The following is a 14,401-nucleotide window of genomic DNA, read 5'->3' on the forward strand; positions in this document are numbered from 1 at the left end:
CACCGCAAAACGCGCAACTGCGATCATGATTTACCTTTCAAAGCACTATCGAAAATCACCAGACGAGCATTCCCCAAAAAGCGGATCACGGCACCCTTGTCCTCAAGCTCAAACCCGGTGTCAGATTTGATCGTCCCGAACGGTCCCTGTCCATCGACAGGTTCATTGCCTTTGGCACTGCCGCTATTCAATGCGATCTCGGCCTGCTCGGTATGAATTTCAAACCCCTGATCGTGATACATATTCACGGTCCCGACCAGATCAAGCAATTCATCGGACTCGGTATAAAAACCTTCATCCGCCGTAAGTGCAATCCACGAACCATCTTCAAGCGTTATATCAGCCTGTGGTGCATCAAGATGCACATGTGCCAGCCGCTCGCCGTTTTCCGGCTGCTCAACCGCGTCGTTGGCTGTGACAGTGAAGGGTTGCTTATTCCCATCCACGCCAAAAAAGCGCGGATTGCTCATGGTAACATTTTCCATCAAATCATCGGGTGTGGTCGAAAAGCCAAGTCGAAAACCGCTTTCCTGAACCTTCTCGATTTGTGGCCACAGCACAACAAGAGCAACAAGCGATGCCGCAATCAACGGCAGCACAATTTTCAGCATGTTAACGATCGAACGGCGAAACGGATTGATCCGCACGTCCCGCCGCCCGGACGGAAGACGATCGTTCATGCGCGCATTACGCGCGGCCCTCTCGATCTCGGCCTTCCGTTCTTCGCTCATGGATTACGCAACCCCCAAACGCAGAAGGTCATGAATATGCACAAGGCCAACCGGCTTGCCTTCATCATCAACGACAAACAAGGCCGTGATGCTGCGATCATTCATAATCGCAAGTGCCTCGACAGCCAGAACATCGGATTTGGTCGCCTTGGGATTGCGTGTCATCACATCACCGACCCGCATTGCCACCAGATTGTCTGCCATATGCCTGCGTAGATCACCATCCGTTACGATGCCGCTCATCAAGCCTGTATCGTCGAGCACACCGACACAGCCAAATGACTTGCCGGTCATGATGACCAATGCCTCGGACATCAGCGCATTTTCCCCAATCAGTGGAATATCCGCAACGTCATGCATAACGTCACTAACACGCAGCAATCGCTGCCCCAGTTTACCACCAGGGTGGAATGTGCGGAAATCATCGGCGCTGAAGCCACGACGCTCCATCAATGTCACAGCAAGCGCATCGGCAAAAGCCAGCATCGCTGTGGTCGACGTCGTCGGTGCCTGCTTGTTCGGGCAGGCTTCCGGGCTATTGGGCAGAATCAGCGGGTAATCACATTGAGCTGCCAGCGAACTTTCCGGACGCCGGGTCATACCGATCAACGGCACGTTAAAGCGGCGCGTATACGCGATGATATCTGACAGTTCTGGTGTTTCGCCTGAATTCGACAGGGCCAAGACGGCATCATTTTTGCCAATCATCCCCAAATCGCCATGGCTGGCTTCAGCCGGATGCACAAAGAAGGATGGCGTTCCTGTCGACGCAAAAGTTGCTGCGATCTTTTTGGCAATATGACCACTTTTACCCATGCCGGTTACGACAAGGCGGCCCGCAAGGCTCTCGATCAGATCGATTGCCTTGCAAAAATCGCCGTTTAAGGATTTTGCAAGATCACTGAGTGCATCGGCTTCAATTGCCAGAACTCGGCGGGCGACTTCAAGGTCTTTCTCCGATGCCGGTTCAGGCGTGTTTTGCGGTTTCGGGGTCACTGTCATCAGTTTCTTTATGCGTTTCCCGGCGGAACTAACTACGGGGAAAGATGGGCGGGATCATCTGCACTGGCAAGCGACAAAAGCAACGATCAGGTAATGATGTCGCAGGGATCATTCCTTTACGCCAAAGGCCGTTGACGCAGAATTAACAATGCAGGCTCACCAGAAAAAATTTCAACACACCAAAAAGGCAAATCAGTGGGCAAAAATGTCTGTCTCTTCCCAACCAGCAAGATCAAGTGTCGCCCGTGTCGGCAGGAAGTCAAAACAGGCCTGCGCCAGTTCCGTTCTTCCTTCGCGCGCCAAACGACGATCAAGCTCTTCCTTGGCCTTGTGCAGATACAGCACATCGGATGCGGCATATGCGATCTGTTCATCTGACAGATCAGAAGAACCCCAGTCAGAGCTCTGCTGTTGCTTGTCGAGGTTGATTCCAACCAGTTCCCTTACAAGGTCTTTTAAACCATGGCGGTCGGTGTAGGTGCGCACGAGTTTGGATGCAATCTTGGTGCAATAGACTGGTGCACACCGCACACCAAGATACTTGTCCATCACAGCAATATCGAACCGCCCAAAGTGAAACAGCTTCAAAACCGACGGATCGGACAAAAGCTTTTTAAGGTTGGGCGCTTCGTAGCTTTCTAAGTCAAACTTCACCAGATGAGCATCGCCATCACCCGCCGAAAGCTGGACCACACAAAGACGATCACGATGCGGATTAAGGCCCATGGTTTCACTGTCAATGGCAACGGTTTTGCCAAGATCAAGCCCGTCGGGCAAGTCTCCATGATGAAGGAAATTGGTCATCGCAATTCTCCAGAATGCTGGTTTGACGCTGTCTTAACACAGCATTACCAACGTCGCGATGCAAAAAGCCCTATATCCGAACGGAAAATAGGGCTTTTCAATCAAACAACTTTGGATGCCGGAAACCGGAGCGCAGCAACCGCACTTGCAATGGAGGTCCAAGCCAGTATAGCAGGCCAGTTAGAGAAAAGGCTTTGTGTAACTGAAAAAGGAAACAGGGACATAACCAGAACGCCAAGATACAAGCCACCCAACAAGCGGCTTTCGCGCGGGCCAAATAGGGTTTTAAGCCCCATAAAATACAGAAGGCCGATAAAAACAGTAAACGGAATTGTCCCGATCATCCCCGTATCAGACAACCATTCAACATAGAAATTATGAGGATGGGGATGGCAAGGAACGTTAGTCAACCCCGCTGCAGTGTAATCTTTACAAACGAGCGGATAATTTCCCATACCGCTACCCGTCAACGGATTCTCGGCAAAGAACCGAATCCCCAGAAAAACAAGCTGACCATATATTGAGTCGCTGTAATCCGAGACGACGCTCGCCAATGCTTCAACTCGCCCCCAAATCCGATCACTTGTGATAAGTAAAAGGATCAAGGCAATTGCTCCAACAAACGCCAACCCCAAAGAAACTTTGCGTGCTGCGCCACCAATAAGAAACAAGCTAAAAAGCGTTGTCATAATTGCCAACAAAGTCAGTACGCTTGCGGCACGCTCGCCGCTAAGAAACACAACGACCAGAAGCAATGGTGACAAGACGCATCCAATAATGAAGAGTTTCCTGGAAACCCCGTGAGCATAGAGCATCACAGCCATAGTCAACGCAGCAAATCCAAGCTTAGAAAGATACATGCCAATATTCGGCCGATCTAACGGGCCGGTAAGACGGCCACTCATAGCCTGACCGGTCAGAAGCGAGAAACCCGTGAAAAACTGATAAAGCGCATCACAAGCGGCAGTTCCAAGCGCAAATAAAAGGCCCGTGACAAACCATTTGATCGTACGCGCATCGGTTAGAATCCAACGGGTCACCGCAGCATAAAAGACAACAAATCTCAGCCAACTTAGCGAGCGCTCAAAACTCTTACCTATATGTTCGGCAAAAGGTGAGATAACCAAATTCATCAGGACAAATATGATCAAAAGGATAAGAATATCCTTCTCACGGGTCCAAGACCATTTTTTTTCCAACAATGATCGCGCTAAGAAAATCAGAGCGATCAAGACAACCGAGATATCTGCAGCTGCCCTTGTAAATAATAGAAAGATAGGAATACAAAACAGCAAAAAACTAGCGACAACATGCATTTTTTTATCAAGCGAATTCATTTGTTTAATAACTCACTTCTCTTCAACACGACGAATATTCGGCAATTCGTAGAAAATATTCCTATAATACATCAGAGATTCTGGAGCTGGATCAACGAAGCCGATTTTCCCCATCACATAGCGTGTCAAAACCGGAATAGCAGCGAAAGGAGCATCATCCTTGCGCGCTTTTTTGACTGCAGAAATGCATTTCTGATAAATCCTTATACGTAAATCCGAAGACAACTCAGAATGTGCCTGCAAAAAGTTCAGATAAACTAGAAAACGATCATGATTCAGTTGCAAAGTATTTTGTGAAATATGGCTTCCCATATCGGGAACCATTGTCACAGTCATATCGGCATCAACAATACGTCGAGCTTTCGACGCCAGTCGCAGTGCCAGTGACTCATCCTGAACAAAAACAGTTTCATCACATCCTTCAGCCCTTTGAAACAATTCCTGCGTCACCAGCCAAGTCATACGCACCATGCCGCGCCCTAATATCCGATCAAGTGGATCATTGTGGATTGTAAAGCTGAAATTCTCACCAATCGGCTCGGCAATAACATCTTCAATCGGTGCGTTAGTCTTCCGCCCCCGTCCGTGCACCATATCGGCACCCTGCTGTTTCGCGAGTGACAGCATAGTTTTAAGCGCGTCCGGTGCAAGAATCTCGTCGCAATCAAATAGCGCGAGATATTTGCCCTTTGCTTCCGCCGCCCCCTGATTAAGTCGAATGGATGGTCCTGCATTGACTTCGTTGTTAATCACACGAACAAAGTCATGCGATCCGGCATATTCGTTCAGTATTTCCAACGAATTGTCAGTCGATACGTCGTCAATAAAAATAACTTCAAAGGAAACATCACCGGTTTGAGCCAACAGGGACTCGAAAAAATAAGGAAGCACAGAAGCCTTGTTATAAACCGGTAGAACGAAACTAACGTCAGGTCGCATCATATCCAAGGCTCTTTTTTGAAGTGGTTTTCGCTTGTAACCAGTAATCCCCGTTACAGAAAGACAAAAGCTGCGAAATTCATCCTACAACGACAATACCCCAGCACATCGTCCATGTGCTGGGGTATGGTGCCCAGGAGAAGACTCGAACTTCCACGACCTTGCGGCCACTGGCACCTGAAGCCAGCGCGTCTACCAATTCCGCCACCTGGGCATAGGGGCTTGTGGTATTTGCCCGACGGAACCCGCCGGAACGGGGCGCAATATACGCTGCCAAACTTCAGTGTCAACAACCTTTTTGAGGGTTTTGCAAAACGCGTCTTTGAAAATCGCCCACCGTCGCAAGACATAAGGAAAATCTTGATTTTCCCGCTCATCCGCGATCACGCCGAATGGTCGAACAAGTATCTGAGAACCCCGTTCAAACGGTTCCGCCCCTGATCGGTCGTGCGCAATCCGGCCTGATCGCAAATCAGATCGCCCGACGCAATCAGGGTTTCAAGACGTTCTGAATCCAATGCCTCGCGCGGGGTTTTGCCAATAATCCGCTCGAAGCGTCCCACCGGAATGGGTTCATTCAGGCGCAGCCCCATCATCACCATTTCAATAAGGCGTTCATCCGCAACCAAAGCGGTTTCTTCCTGCGTGCCGTGTCCCTGCTTTTCCACACGATCAAGCCAGATTTCCGGCGCACGATGACGGCGCACCGCCATTGGTTTAGTGCTACCATCTGGCTGAATGACGGCTTCGCGGCCATGTGCACCCGGACCAATGCCGAGATAATCGCCATAGCGCCAGTATACGAGGTTATGGCGGCTTTCCTGCCCGGGTCGGGCATGGTTGGAAACCTCGTAACAACCATAACCGGCGGCTTTGGTTTCTTCCTGGGTGATTTCATAAAGATCGGTCGCAAGGTCTTCATCGGGTACAACGAGATCACCGCGCTGATGCAAGGTATGGAACTGCGTTCCCGGTTCGATCGTCAACTGATAAAGCGAAATATGACCGCGCGCGATCTCAAGTGCTTCGCGCAGCTCATGACGCCAGGCTCTCGGATCATGTTCGGGCCGGGCATAAATCAGATCGAACGAAAACCGGTCAAACACATTCGCCGCAACATCAAGAGCACGCATGGCTTCAGCCGCATTGTGCACACGCCCCAGAAATTTAAGATCGCGGTCATTGAGCGCCTGAATGCCAATTGAGACCCGGTTGATGCCATTGGAAGCAAAAGACGAGAACCGATTGATTTCAACCGTACCCGGATTGGCTTCAAGCGTGATTTCGATGTCATCGGTTACCGGCCAGAAGGTTTTGATATCGGCGATCAGGGCCCCTGCGGTTTCCGGATCCATCAGCGACGGTGTCCCACCACCAAAGAATACCGATCCGACCGTGCGGCCGGGATGACGCGCAGCACCTGCGGCAAGTTCCGCACGCAATGCCGCCCTCCAGCGCGCATGATCAACCTTGTCAGCAACATGACTATTGAAATCGCAATAGGGACATTTCGACAGGCAAAACGGCCAATGGATATAGATGCCAAACGGGACAGCTTCTGCGGTTGCTAGGGACACGCGGTTCTCGATCTTCGACTGCGGGAAAGACGGATAAAGTAACACGCACCACCGATAGTTACATCAGCGATGCGTGCATAGGTTCGATGCAGGCAGTTGGCCGCCTAAAATCCTTAATCGAAGCAAGCCTTGACCAGCTGGCGAAACGCATCCGCGCGATGGCTCATTGCATGTTTCTGTGCCGGGTCCATTTCCCCAAAGGTCTGCTCATAACCTTTTGGCTGGAAAATCGGATCATAGCCAAAACCGTGACGGCCACGTTTGGGCCAAACGATTTCACCTTCAACACGACCTTCAAAATTCTCCACATGACCGTCTGGCCAAGCCAGAGACAAGGCGCAGATAAAGGCCGCCCGGCGGTCAGGATGGTTCCCGATCCCGTTCTGGACCTTTTCCATCGCCATATCAAAATCCTTGTCCGGCCCGGCCCAGCGCGCTGAATAAATGCCCGGCGCCCCATCAAGGGCGGAAACCGCCATGCCGCTATCATCAGACAGGGCTGGCAGATTGGCGGCCTTTGTTGCCGCCAACGACTTCAACTGTGCATTGCCAATAAAACTGTTTTCGGTTTCTTCGGGTTCGGGAAGATTCAAATCGCCTGCTGAAACCACTTCGATCCCGAACGGATCAAGCAGTTCGGCAATCTCCTTGATCTTGCCTTTGTTGTGGCTGGCAATAACGAGTTTTTTTTCCGTAAAGCGACGGGCCATGATGCTGCCTAGAGATATTCGGGTCGTTAAGACGAAGACGGTTGAAAACCACAAAAACAATATCGGGCGAACCATATCCAGGCTCGCCCGAATAAATTCTTAGATGCCAATCGCTGCTCGCTGTTTGGCAAACAGTTCCTTGCAGCCTTTTTCCGCCAGTTCAAACATCTTGTCATAAGCAGAACGATCAAACGGCACATCTTCCGCGGTCGCCTGAACCTCAACAATGCCGCCACTGCCCGCCAGAACAAAGTTCGCATCCGCACCCGCATTGCTGTCTTCGGCATAATCAAGATCAAGAACCGCTTCACCCTGATAAATACCGCACGAAATTGCGGCAACCGGCTGAGTCAACGGGATTTCCTTGATCAGGCCAAGACGGCGTACGCCCTGAAACGCCAGATGGGCGGCAACATAGGCACCCGTGATTGATGCGGTGCGTGTTCCGCCATCAGCCTGGATAACGTCGCAATCAAGGCGCATCTGCATTTCACCCATGCCCTTAAGGTCAGCGACCGCACGGATCGAACGCCCGATCAGGCGCTGGATTTCCTGGGTCCGACCCGACTGGCCACCGCGTGCGGCCTCGCGCTGCATGCGGCTGTCGGTTGCACGCGGCAGCATGCCATATTCTGCAGTGATCCAACCCTTGCCGGAATTACGCATCCAGCCTGGCACCTTGTCCTCGACCGTCGCGGTACAAATCACATGGGTATCGCCAAATTTAATCAGGCAGGAGCCCTCTGCATATTTGGAAACACCTGTCTCAATGGAAACGTCGCGAAGCTGATCGAAATTACGGCCGGATGGACGCATGGGGTCTGAACCTCTTTGTTCTGGGTCGGATCAACCTGCATGGCTGATCAACGATGGCTGAAATTGCGGCCAAAGCTACTGAGCATCGTATCAAAGGTCCAGCAGTTTCCCCGAAAATAACGGCAAAATCCCAGCAACACTATGCCTCAGATCCACGCGCAAAAACCATAAATGGCACTCGATTCGCGACGAATTCAAAGATTTGGCAGGACTAACTTCCTGATTGATACCATCGTTTGCCCGTCCTCCGGCTATCACCAATCTGCCAGCTTCATTGACGCCTGCCCGCCACCTCACTAAATTCCACGCAACACATTTGGTTTTGACAGGTTTAACATGGCGCTGTTTGACGACACATTGCTGGGCGACATGAACGCGCGATCCCGCGAAGTCTTTCGCCAGATCGTAGATGCCTATGTCGAAACCGGCGAACCGATCGGATCACGATCCATCGCGCGCCGCATGTCAGAAAACCTCTCGGCGGCGACCATCCGCAATGTCATGTCCGATCTTGAGGAAATGGGGCTTCTGGTTGCCCCCCATATTTCGGCCGGTCGATTGCCAAGCGAGAAAGGCCTGCGTCTTTTCGTCAATGCGCTGATGGAAGTCGGTGATCTACCAAATGCCGAGCGCGATCAATTGACTAAAAATTGCGAGCAGGCCGGATATTCCCTTGATCAGATGCTGGGCGAGGCCACAAGTATGCTTTCGGGGCTGTCACGCTGTGCAGGGCTTGTGGTTGCACCGAAAACCGATGGCATCCGTTTAAAACAGATTGAATTTGTTGCGCTTTCGCCGGGCAAGGTCCTTGCGGTTCTGGTTTCGCAGACCGGTAATGTTGAAAATCGTATCCTTGATGTTCCGCCCGATTTGCCGACCTCGGCATTGACAGAAGCATCGAACTATCTAAATACCCGGTTGGCCGGAAAGACACTTGATGACGCCCGGCAATTGATGAGTTTGGAACGCGACCGCATCAAACAGGAACTCGACGAATTGTCGGCTGGACTGATTGATGCCGGACTTGCGACATGGGCCGGCGGGGTCAAGGGTTCGTCCCTGATCGTAAAGGGCCAGTCGCAATTGCTTGAAAATATCGACACGATCGAACAGCTCGAAACCGTAAGAAGGCTGTTCAACGTGCTCGAAGCACGCGATCAGATGATTGAATTGCTTGATGTCACCACGATTGCCCAAGGTGTGCAGATTTTCATCGGGTCCGAGAACAAATTGTTCGGCGGATCGGGGCTTTCGATGGTGATTTCGCCCTATCAGAATGCCGAAGGCAGCATTGTGGGCGCAATCGGGGTTGTCGGGCCGACCCGGATCAATTATGCCCGGATCATTCCGCTGGTCGATTACACCGCCAAGCTGGTCGGGCGACTGATTGGATAAACGTTGGCGCTGCGTGTCAGGCCACACAAATTGAAGGTACAGGTTAGCCATGTCGGAAACCGCAAAGAACAACCAGGACGATCTGCATGATGCCGCGTCGGCAGAAGAAACTGCCGCAGAGGATGTCGTCTCAGAAGCAACCGAAGCCGAAGGTGGCGAAGCCACCACAGATCCGGTTGCAGCACTTGAAGCAGAAGTTGCTGAGTTGAAAGACCGCCTATTGCGCGCCGCCGCCGAGGTGGAAAACACGCGCCGTCGCGCGAAGAAAGACGTCGAGGACGCCGGGAACTATGCGATTACCAAATTTGCCCGCGAACTGCTTGATGTAGGTGACAACCTCCGCCGCGCCCTTGAGGCTGCTGGCGACACGTCCAATGCCGACCCGACGATGAAAAAGCTGGTTGAAGGCGTTGAAATGACCGAACAGACGCTTCTTAAGGCACTGGAAAAGAACGGCGTTGAAAAGCTTGAACCGCTTGGGGAAAAACTTGACCCCAATCATCATCAAGCCGTGTTTGAAATGCCAAATCCTGCTTATCCAGACGGCCATGTCGCCCAGGTAATGCAGGCCGGTTACGTGCTCAAAGGTCGCCTTTTGCGCCCGGCAATGGTCGGGGTCACCAAAAACCCCGCCGGTCAGGAAGCCGCAAAAAACGACGAACCTGGCAGCAATGTTGACACCTCTGCCTGATAGCGCTGGCTGATTGCCGGTCGGGAATCCGCAAACCGGTTTTGAAAGATCAAATATTTAAACGGCCCTGCCATTTTCACGGCGGGCCGTTTTATTTTGTCCATTTCGGGTCTAATCTGGCCTGCTTGCAACAATGACATCGGAACACGCCATGCCGCTTCGTCCTGACATTATCAATATTCTGCGCGATGAAGCCGCAACGATTGTTATCTTGACCGGGGCCGGTATTTCGAAGGAAAGCGGCCTGCATACCTTCCGCGACCCCGATGGGATCTGGGCAAAATATGACATTTCCGAAGTCGCAACGCCTGAGGCATTCATCAACAATCCCGATCTTGTACATCACTTTTACAATGACAGACGCGCAGGGCTGCTTGACCCTGCAATACAGCCAAACAAGGCGCATATTGCCCTTGCCCGGCTCGAAACCAAGTGGCCAAGCGACGTTCTGCTGGTAACCCAGAATATCGACGATCTCCATGACCGCGCCGGATCAAAAAACCTTATCCATATGCATGGCGAATTGCTGAAAATCCGCTGCAATCATTGCGGGCTTCTGACGGTCTGGTCTGCCCCACTGGGACGAGACACTCCCTGTACCTCCTGCACCAAAACCGGCGGCCTACGCCCACACGTTGTCTGGTTCGGGGAAATGCCGCTTGAAATGGAACGCATTTATGCTGCTCTTGCCAAATGTGGCCTATTCATTTCAATCGGCACATCAGGGAACGTTTATCCGGCTGCCGGGTTCGTCCAAATCGCCAGTAAAGAATCTGGTGCAGAAACGGTCGAGATCAACCTGGAACCAGGTTCCGGGGCGTCCTTGTTTGATCACAGTTCATATGGCCGGGCGACTGAATTGGTTCCGGCACTGGTCGACAGCCTATTGATGGATCAAGTCTGACAACTATTAACTATCGCACAGCGCCTTGAAGTTGCGTTCGCCTTCGGGGCTGAAAATCACCACACGCGACTCCTTACTTCGCTGTGCCCAGCCCAGATCATAAAACCGGTCCAGTAACGCAGCACCAAACGACCCTGCCAAATGAGATTGTCGGGCGCTCCAATCCAGGCATTCCCGGCAAAGCGGCCTGCGGCTGGTACGCAGTTCATTCAGATTAATCCCGAACGCCTCGGCGAAATCTGCACCGGCATCTGTCAAAGCCACGCCATTATGATCTGTCGAAATCAGTTTGCGGGCCTCAAGCCCCGAAAACAGGGCAACCCCCATTTCTCCGGCCAAATGATCATAGCAAACACGTGCCTTGCGCAATGCCGGGTCCTTCGGCCCGGTTCGGACCCGATTATGTCCGACCCGACTGGCAATCCCCATCAGGACTTCCAATGCCTCGACAATATCGGGGCCCGAAAGCGTAAAATAACGATGCCGCCCCTGCTTTCGCGGGATGACGATCTGACCAGCCTCCAGCTTTGCCAGATGTGAACTCGCCGTTTGCGGCGTCACACCAGCCTCCTGTGCCAGCTCTGCAGCGGTCAGCGCGCGGCCACTCATCAGAGCGGTCAGCATGTTTGCGCGAGCCGGATCGCCAAGCAATGTAGCCACGCGGGCAATATCGGGTCCTTCTTTCATAGTTCGATGTTAATCGAAGCATTGGTCGCCAGCAATCGGTTATTTGTTCAGAATTGCCCCTGCCCCGGAGATCCGAATGACATCGTCCAAAATATCGCTACCCCTTGAAATCGGTTTGCTGGCTGTGCTCGCCCTGCTTTGGGGGTCGTCGTATCTGTTCATCAAAATCGCGCTGACCGATATCCCACCAATTACCCTGATCGCAATCAGGGTTGGCATCGCATCGCTGTTTCTTCTCGTCGTCATGTGCTGCCGTAGCGAACGTTTTCCGCGCGATGGCAAGGTTATCGGCACATTGCTGATCCAGTCGGTTTTCAACAGCCTCGGCGCATGGACAATACTTGCTTGGGGACAGCAACATGTCGAAAGCGGCCTTGCCAGTGTGCTTAATTCAACATCACCGGTTTTTGTTTTCCTGATCACGACCCTTCTGACACGGCATGAACGGGTTGACCGGTTTCGTCTTGCCGGAGCGTGCCTTGGCGTTGCTGGTGTGGTTCTGATTGTCGGCCCTGGTGTGATTATCGGACTAGGGCAGCATGTTGGCGGGCAGCTTGCCGTTCTGGCCGGAGCGATCCTCTATGCCGGAGCAGCAATCTATGGCAAGCGCTTCAACGCCCTGCCCGCAACCGTTAGCGCCGCCGCAACCATGATCTGGGCCAGCATCTTTCTGATCCCGGCCAGTCTGGTGCTGGATCGACCCTGGAACTTGACACCGTCAACGTCCGCCATTCTTGCAACGCTTGCCCTGTCGGTTTTTTGCACGGCAATCGCTTTGCTGATCTATTTCAGGCTGTTACGCACGCTTGGCTCAATGGGTGTTGCCAGTCAAAGCTACCTGCGTGCCGGGATCGGCGTCGTGCTTGGCAGCCTGTTACTTGGCGAAACCATAAGTTCCCCGGTTCTTGCTGGAATCCTCTGCACGCTTGTCGGCGTCGCAATCATCAATCTGCCGCGCGCATTCTGGCGACAGTCACCCTTTCCTAAATCATAAAATGGTCTCCCAATAAGGATATAAAGCCAATGATCACGTGTTTCATCCGCTATGAAATCGACCCTTATAAGAAGAATGCTTTTGTGGAATATGCGCGTAACTGGGGCGAGGCAATTCCACGATGCGGTGCTGATCTGGTCGGCTATTTCGCGCCTCATGAAGGAACAATATCGACCGCTTACGCAGTTTATCATTTGCCGGATCTGGCAGCATATGAAGCCTATCGCGCCCGCCTGTCACAAGACCCACTGGGGCGTGAAAACTATCAGTTCGCCCAACGTGAAAAATTCATCCTGCGCGAAGAACGCCAGTTTTTCAAAATCGCCTCTACCCCGCATGCGGAACTGGTCAAGCCATGATTGCCGTCATTTTCGAAGTCCTGCCTCACCCGCAACATCGTAACGAATATTTCTCGATCGCAAAGGACCTCCGGCCGGTACTTGAAACAATCGACGGCTTCATTTCCATCGAACGGTTCGAAAGCCTTAACGAGCCGGGCAAAGTTCTGTCTCTTTCTTTCTGGCGCGATGAAAAAGCCGTCATGGCATGGCGCAATGTCGGTGAACACCGCATTGCACAGAACAAAGGTCGTAACCGGATTTTCGACGATTATCGTCTGCGGGTCGCCCATGTCATGCGTGATTATGGAATGCATGAACGGGCCGAAACACCCGATGATTCCCGCAAGCAACACGACGACAGTTCATAACGGATAAACAGGTTTTCCGAAGAAAGGCTAAACTTTCGCCGTTGCAGCCTTGCGATTTCCATCGCTTTCATCATCTTCGGCGGGCACAACCGAAACCGGTTTTGCCCCGCCTCTGTAATCCAGCAAGGCAACCGCCAGCACGACAATCGCCGCCCCGACAAAAATCACCGGCACCGGAAGCATGTCAAAGAAGATCAGATCCATTGCTACAGAAAACGGCAAGGCCGTATAGGCTGCTGGCGAAATGACACTGGCATCCGCAACCCGAACAGCCCGCAGAACCATGTAGTTGGTCAGCATGGCAAAGAAACCTGCACCCGCAGAATAAAGCCAGTCAGAGAAGGCCGCCGGTTGCCACATGATGACGGCAACCGGCACCCAGATCACAATGGCGACAATCTGGGGCCAGAACAGCATGGAGAAATTCGTCTCGGTCCGGGTCAGAACCTTGGCATAAAGCGTTTGTGCGGAAAAACAGAACGCCCCGATCAGGGCTGCGGCAACCCCCAATGGAACGCCAAATCCGTCCATTTTGGGAACGCACATTACCCAAACGCCAACAAGTCCAAGAAGGGTTGCGATCACTTTACGTGCCGTCAACTGCTCGCCAAGAATCACAACGGCAAGCATCACGGTCAGCAAGGCCTCGATGAACAGATAGGCATTTACCTCGGCAATACTCATCTGGCGAAGGGCAAAGAACACAAAAAACAGCGATCCGTACCAAAGAACGCCGCGCGCCAGATGCGCATAAGGTCGCTTGGTCCGGATCGACCTGGTGCCAATAAACATCAGGATGATCACGAACACAGCCACCGTCGTCACTGCACGCATCGCGAGAATTTGTGCCGTCGACACATCATGGGATACCAGCTTGGCACAGACATCGACAAAAACGCCCGATGCCATCGCCGCCGTCATCCACAAAACGCCGCGAAAATTGCCGCTGAGGCGCAAAAGCGTCCCGGTCATCACCTGATCATGATCTCTGGAATTAAAGTGGGTTTCCGACAGCGGGGAGACTGCTGCGGGGTGGCGCAAGGAGACTATCTATCGATCAGCCGGAAACCCTTTTCATTCAGCAGTGTGCCCGCAAAAATTGAAA

The 14,401-nt window shown here is 52.4% G+C and carries 16 protein-coding genes and 1 tRNA gene; 6 read left to right on the forward strand and 11 right to left on the reverse strand.

Translation table 11 applies throughout. The features are described 5' to 3' along the window. Positions 1–23: 23 nt before the first annotated feature. The 9 genes from lptC to rph all read right to left on the reverse strand — a co-directional run bounded on the left by lptC (position 24) and on the right by rph (position 7,916). Entirely contained in the window at positions 24–731 is a 708-nt protein-coding gene (lptC, locus tag IT971_RS20960) for an LPS export ABC transporter periplasmic protein LptC (protein WP_063092312.1), read from the reverse strand. Between the two features lie 3 nt (positions 732–734). After that, on the reverse strand, positions 735–1,733 hold the full coding sequence (locus IT971_RS20965; RefSeq protein WP_063092311.1) for an SIS domain-containing protein: 999 nt from the start codon (positions 1,731–1,733) through the stop codon (positions 735–737). A 192-nt stretch (positions 1,734–1,925) separates the two neighbouring features. Next, complete coding sequence (locus IT971_RS20970) at positions 1,926–2,537, reverse strand: ribonuclease D (RefSeq protein ID WP_063092310.1); 612 nt, start codon at positions 2,535–2,537, stop codon at positions 1,926–1,928. A 101-nt stretch (positions 2,538–2,638) separates the two neighbouring features. Beyond that, positions 2,639–3,874, reverse strand: coding sequence for an O-antigen ligase (locus tag IT971_RS20975; RefSeq protein ID WP_063092309.1), 1,236 nt, complete (start codon positions 3,872–3,874; stop codon positions 2,639–2,641). Between the two features lie 12 nt (positions 3,875–3,886). Further along, positions 3,887–4,816, reverse strand: coding sequence for a glycosyltransferase family 2 protein (locus IT971_RS20980; protein ID WP_223304921.1), 930 nt, complete (start codon positions 4,814–4,816; stop codon positions 3,887–3,889). Between the two features lie 124 nt (positions 4,817–4,940). After that, positions 4,941–5,027: transfer RNA gene (locus IT971_RS20985), tRNA-Leu, on the reverse strand. 169 nt (positions 5,028–5,196) lie between these two features. Further along, positions 5,197–6,390 carry a radical SAM family heme chaperone HemW gene (gene hemW, locus IT971_RS20990; RefSeq protein ID WP_063092308.1) on the reverse strand — a complete coding sequence of 398 codons (1,194 nt, stop codon included), beginning with the start codon at positions 6,388–6,390 and terminating at the stop codon, positions 5,197–5,199. 113 nt (positions 6,391–6,503) lie between these two features. After that, the gene (rdgB, locus tag IT971_RS20995; protein WP_063092307.1) at positions 6,504–7,100 is read right to left on the reverse strand and encodes an RdgB/HAM1 family non-canonical purine NTP pyrophosphatase; all 597 of its coding nucleotides are present in this window, start codon (positions 7,098–7,100) and stop codon (positions 6,504–6,506) included. A 99-nt stretch (positions 7,101–7,199) separates the two neighbouring features. Beyond that, positions 7,200–7,916 (reverse strand): ribonuclease PH, encoded by a 717-nt coding sequence (rph, locus tag IT971_RS21000; RefSeq protein WP_063092306.1) that lies wholly within the window; start codon positions 7,914–7,916, stop codon positions 7,200–7,202. A 336-nt stretch (positions 7,917–8,252) separates the two neighbouring features. Between rph and hrcA the strand changes: the two genes are divergently transcribed. The 3 genes from hrcA to IT971_RS21015 all read left to right on the forward strand — a co-directional run bounded on the left by hrcA (position 8,253) and on the right by IT971_RS21015 (position 10,906). Continuing rightward, the gene (gene hrcA / locus IT971_RS21005; protein WP_062950135.1) at positions 8,253–9,311 is read left to right on the forward strand and encodes a heat-inducible transcriptional repressor HrcA; all 1,059 of its coding nucleotides are present in this window, start codon (positions 8,253–8,255) and stop codon (positions 9,309–9,311) included. A 49-nt stretch (positions 9,312–9,360) separates the two neighbouring features. Beyond that, positions 9,361–10,002 carry a nucleotide exchange factor GrpE gene (gene grpE / locus IT971_RS21010; RefSeq protein ID WP_007088560.1) on the forward strand — a complete coding sequence of 214 codons (642 nt, stop codon included), beginning with the start codon at positions 9,361–9,363 and terminating at the stop codon, positions 10,000–10,002. A 151-nt stretch (positions 10,003–10,153) separates the two neighbouring features. Further along, entirely contained in the window at positions 10,154–10,906 is a 753-nt protein-coding gene (locus IT971_RS21015) for an NAD-dependent deacylase (protein ID WP_063092305.1), read from the forward strand. Positions 10,907–10,912: 6 nt separating this feature from the next. On the opposite strand, the gene IT971_RS21020 is transcribed toward IT971_RS21015, so the two are convergent. Beyond that, a complete protein-coding gene (locus tag IT971_RS21020; RefSeq protein WP_063092304.1) occupies positions 10,913–11,593 on the reverse strand; it encodes a helix-turn-helix transcriptional regulator in 681 nt (226 codons plus the stop codon). 76 nt (positions 11,594–11,669) lie between these two features. On the opposite strand from IT971_RS21020, the gene IT971_RS21025 reads away from it, so the two are divergent. From IT971_RS21025 to IT971_RS21035, 3 genes are read left to right on the forward strand one after another with little or no spacing between them, the layout of a single operon-like run. Next, positions 11,670–12,587, forward strand: coding sequence for a DMT family transporter (locus tag IT971_RS21025; protein WP_063092303.1), 918 nt, complete (start codon positions 11,670–11,672; stop codon positions 12,585–12,587). Positions 12,588–12,616: 29 nt separating this feature from the next. Beyond that, complete coding sequence (locus IT971_RS21030) at positions 12,617–12,946, forward strand: NIPSNAP family protein (RefSeq protein ID WP_007088556.1); 330 nt, start codon at positions 12,617–12,619, stop codon at positions 12,944–12,946. Continuing rightward, positions 12,943–13,296, forward strand: coding sequence for an antibiotic biosynthesis monooxygenase (locus IT971_RS21035; protein ID WP_063092302.1), 354 nt, complete (start codon positions 12,943–12,945; stop codon positions 13,294–13,296). Before IT971_RS21030 ends, IT971_RS21035 begins: the two co-directional genes overlap by 4 nt. Before the next feature lie 27 nt (positions 13,297–13,323). On the opposite strand, the gene IT971_RS21040 is transcribed toward IT971_RS21035, so the two are convergent. Next, positions 13,324–14,268, reverse strand: coding sequence for a DMT family transporter (locus IT971_RS21040; protein WP_063092301.1), 945 nt, complete (start codon positions 14,266–14,268; stop codon positions 13,324–13,326). Positions 14,269–14,401: the final 133 nt, after the last annotated feature.

Origin of the sequence: Thalassospira sp. B30-1, assembly GCF_015767575.1 — a bacterium.
GTDB classification, from domain to species: domain Bacteria; phylum Pseudomonadota; class Alphaproteobacteria; order Rhodospirillales; family Thalassospiraceae; genus Thalassospira; species Thalassospira xiamenensis.

Excerpts from the sequence above, each read along its gene's own strand:
- IT971_RS20975 (WP_063092309.1), bottom strand. The coding sequence starts at position 3,874 with ATGAATTCGCTTGATAAAAAAATGCATGTTGTCGCTAGTTTTTTGCTG.
- hrcA (WP_062950135.1), top strand. The coding sequence starts at position 8,253 with ATGGCGCTGTTTGACGACACATTGCTGGGCGACATGAACGCGCGATCC.
- IT971_RS21040 (WP_063092301.1), bottom strand. The coding sequence starts at position 14,268 with ATGACCGGGACGCTTTTGCGCCTCAGCGGCAATTTTCGCGGCGTTTTG.
- IT971_RS20980 (WP_223304921.1), bottom strand. The coding sequence starts at position 4,816 with ATGATGCGACCTGACGTTAGTTTCGTTCTACCGGTTTATAACAAGGCT.
- rph (WP_063092306.1), bottom strand. The coding sequence starts at position 7,916 with ATGCGTCCATCCGGCCGTAATTTCGATCAGCTTCGCGACGTTTCCATT.
- IT971_RS21030 (WP_007088556.1), top strand. The coding sequence starts at position 12,617 with ATGATCACGTGTTTCATCCGCTATGAAATCGACCCTTATAAGAAGAAT.
- lptC (WP_063092312.1), bottom strand. The coding sequence starts at position 731 with ATGAGCGAAGAACGGAAGGCCGAGATCGAGAGGGCCGCGCGTAATGCG.
- IT971_RS21015 (WP_063092305.1), top strand. The coding sequence starts at position 10,154 with ATGCCGCTTCGTCCTGACATTATCAATATTCTGCGCGATGAAGCCGCA.
- IT971_RS21025 (WP_063092303.1), top strand. The coding sequence starts at position 11,670 with ATGACATCGTCCAAAATATCGCTACCCCTTGAAATCGGTTTGCTGGCT.
- IT971_RS20970 (WP_063092310.1), bottom strand. The coding sequence starts at position 2,537 with ATGACCAATTTCCTTCATCATGGAGACTTGCCCGACGGGCTTGATCTT.
- IT971_RS21020 (WP_063092304.1), bottom strand. The coding sequence starts at position 11,593 with ATGAAAGAAGGACCCGATATTGCCCGCGTGGCTACATTGCTTGGCGAT.
- IT971_RS20965 (WP_063092311.1), bottom strand. The coding sequence starts at position 1,733 with ATGACAGTGACCCCGAAACCGCAAAACACGCCTGAACCGGCATCGGAG.
- IT971_RS21035 (WP_063092302.1), top strand. The coding sequence starts at position 12,943 with ATGATTGCCGTCATTTTCGAAGTCCTGCCTCACCCGCAACATCGTAAC.
- grpE (WP_007088560.1), top strand. The coding sequence starts at position 9,361 with ATGTCGGAAACCGCAAAGAACAACCAGGACGATCTGCATGATGCCGCG.
- rdgB (WP_063092307.1), bottom strand. The coding sequence starts at position 7,100 with ATGGCCCGTCGCTTTACGGAAAAAAAACTCGTTATTGCCAGCCACAAC.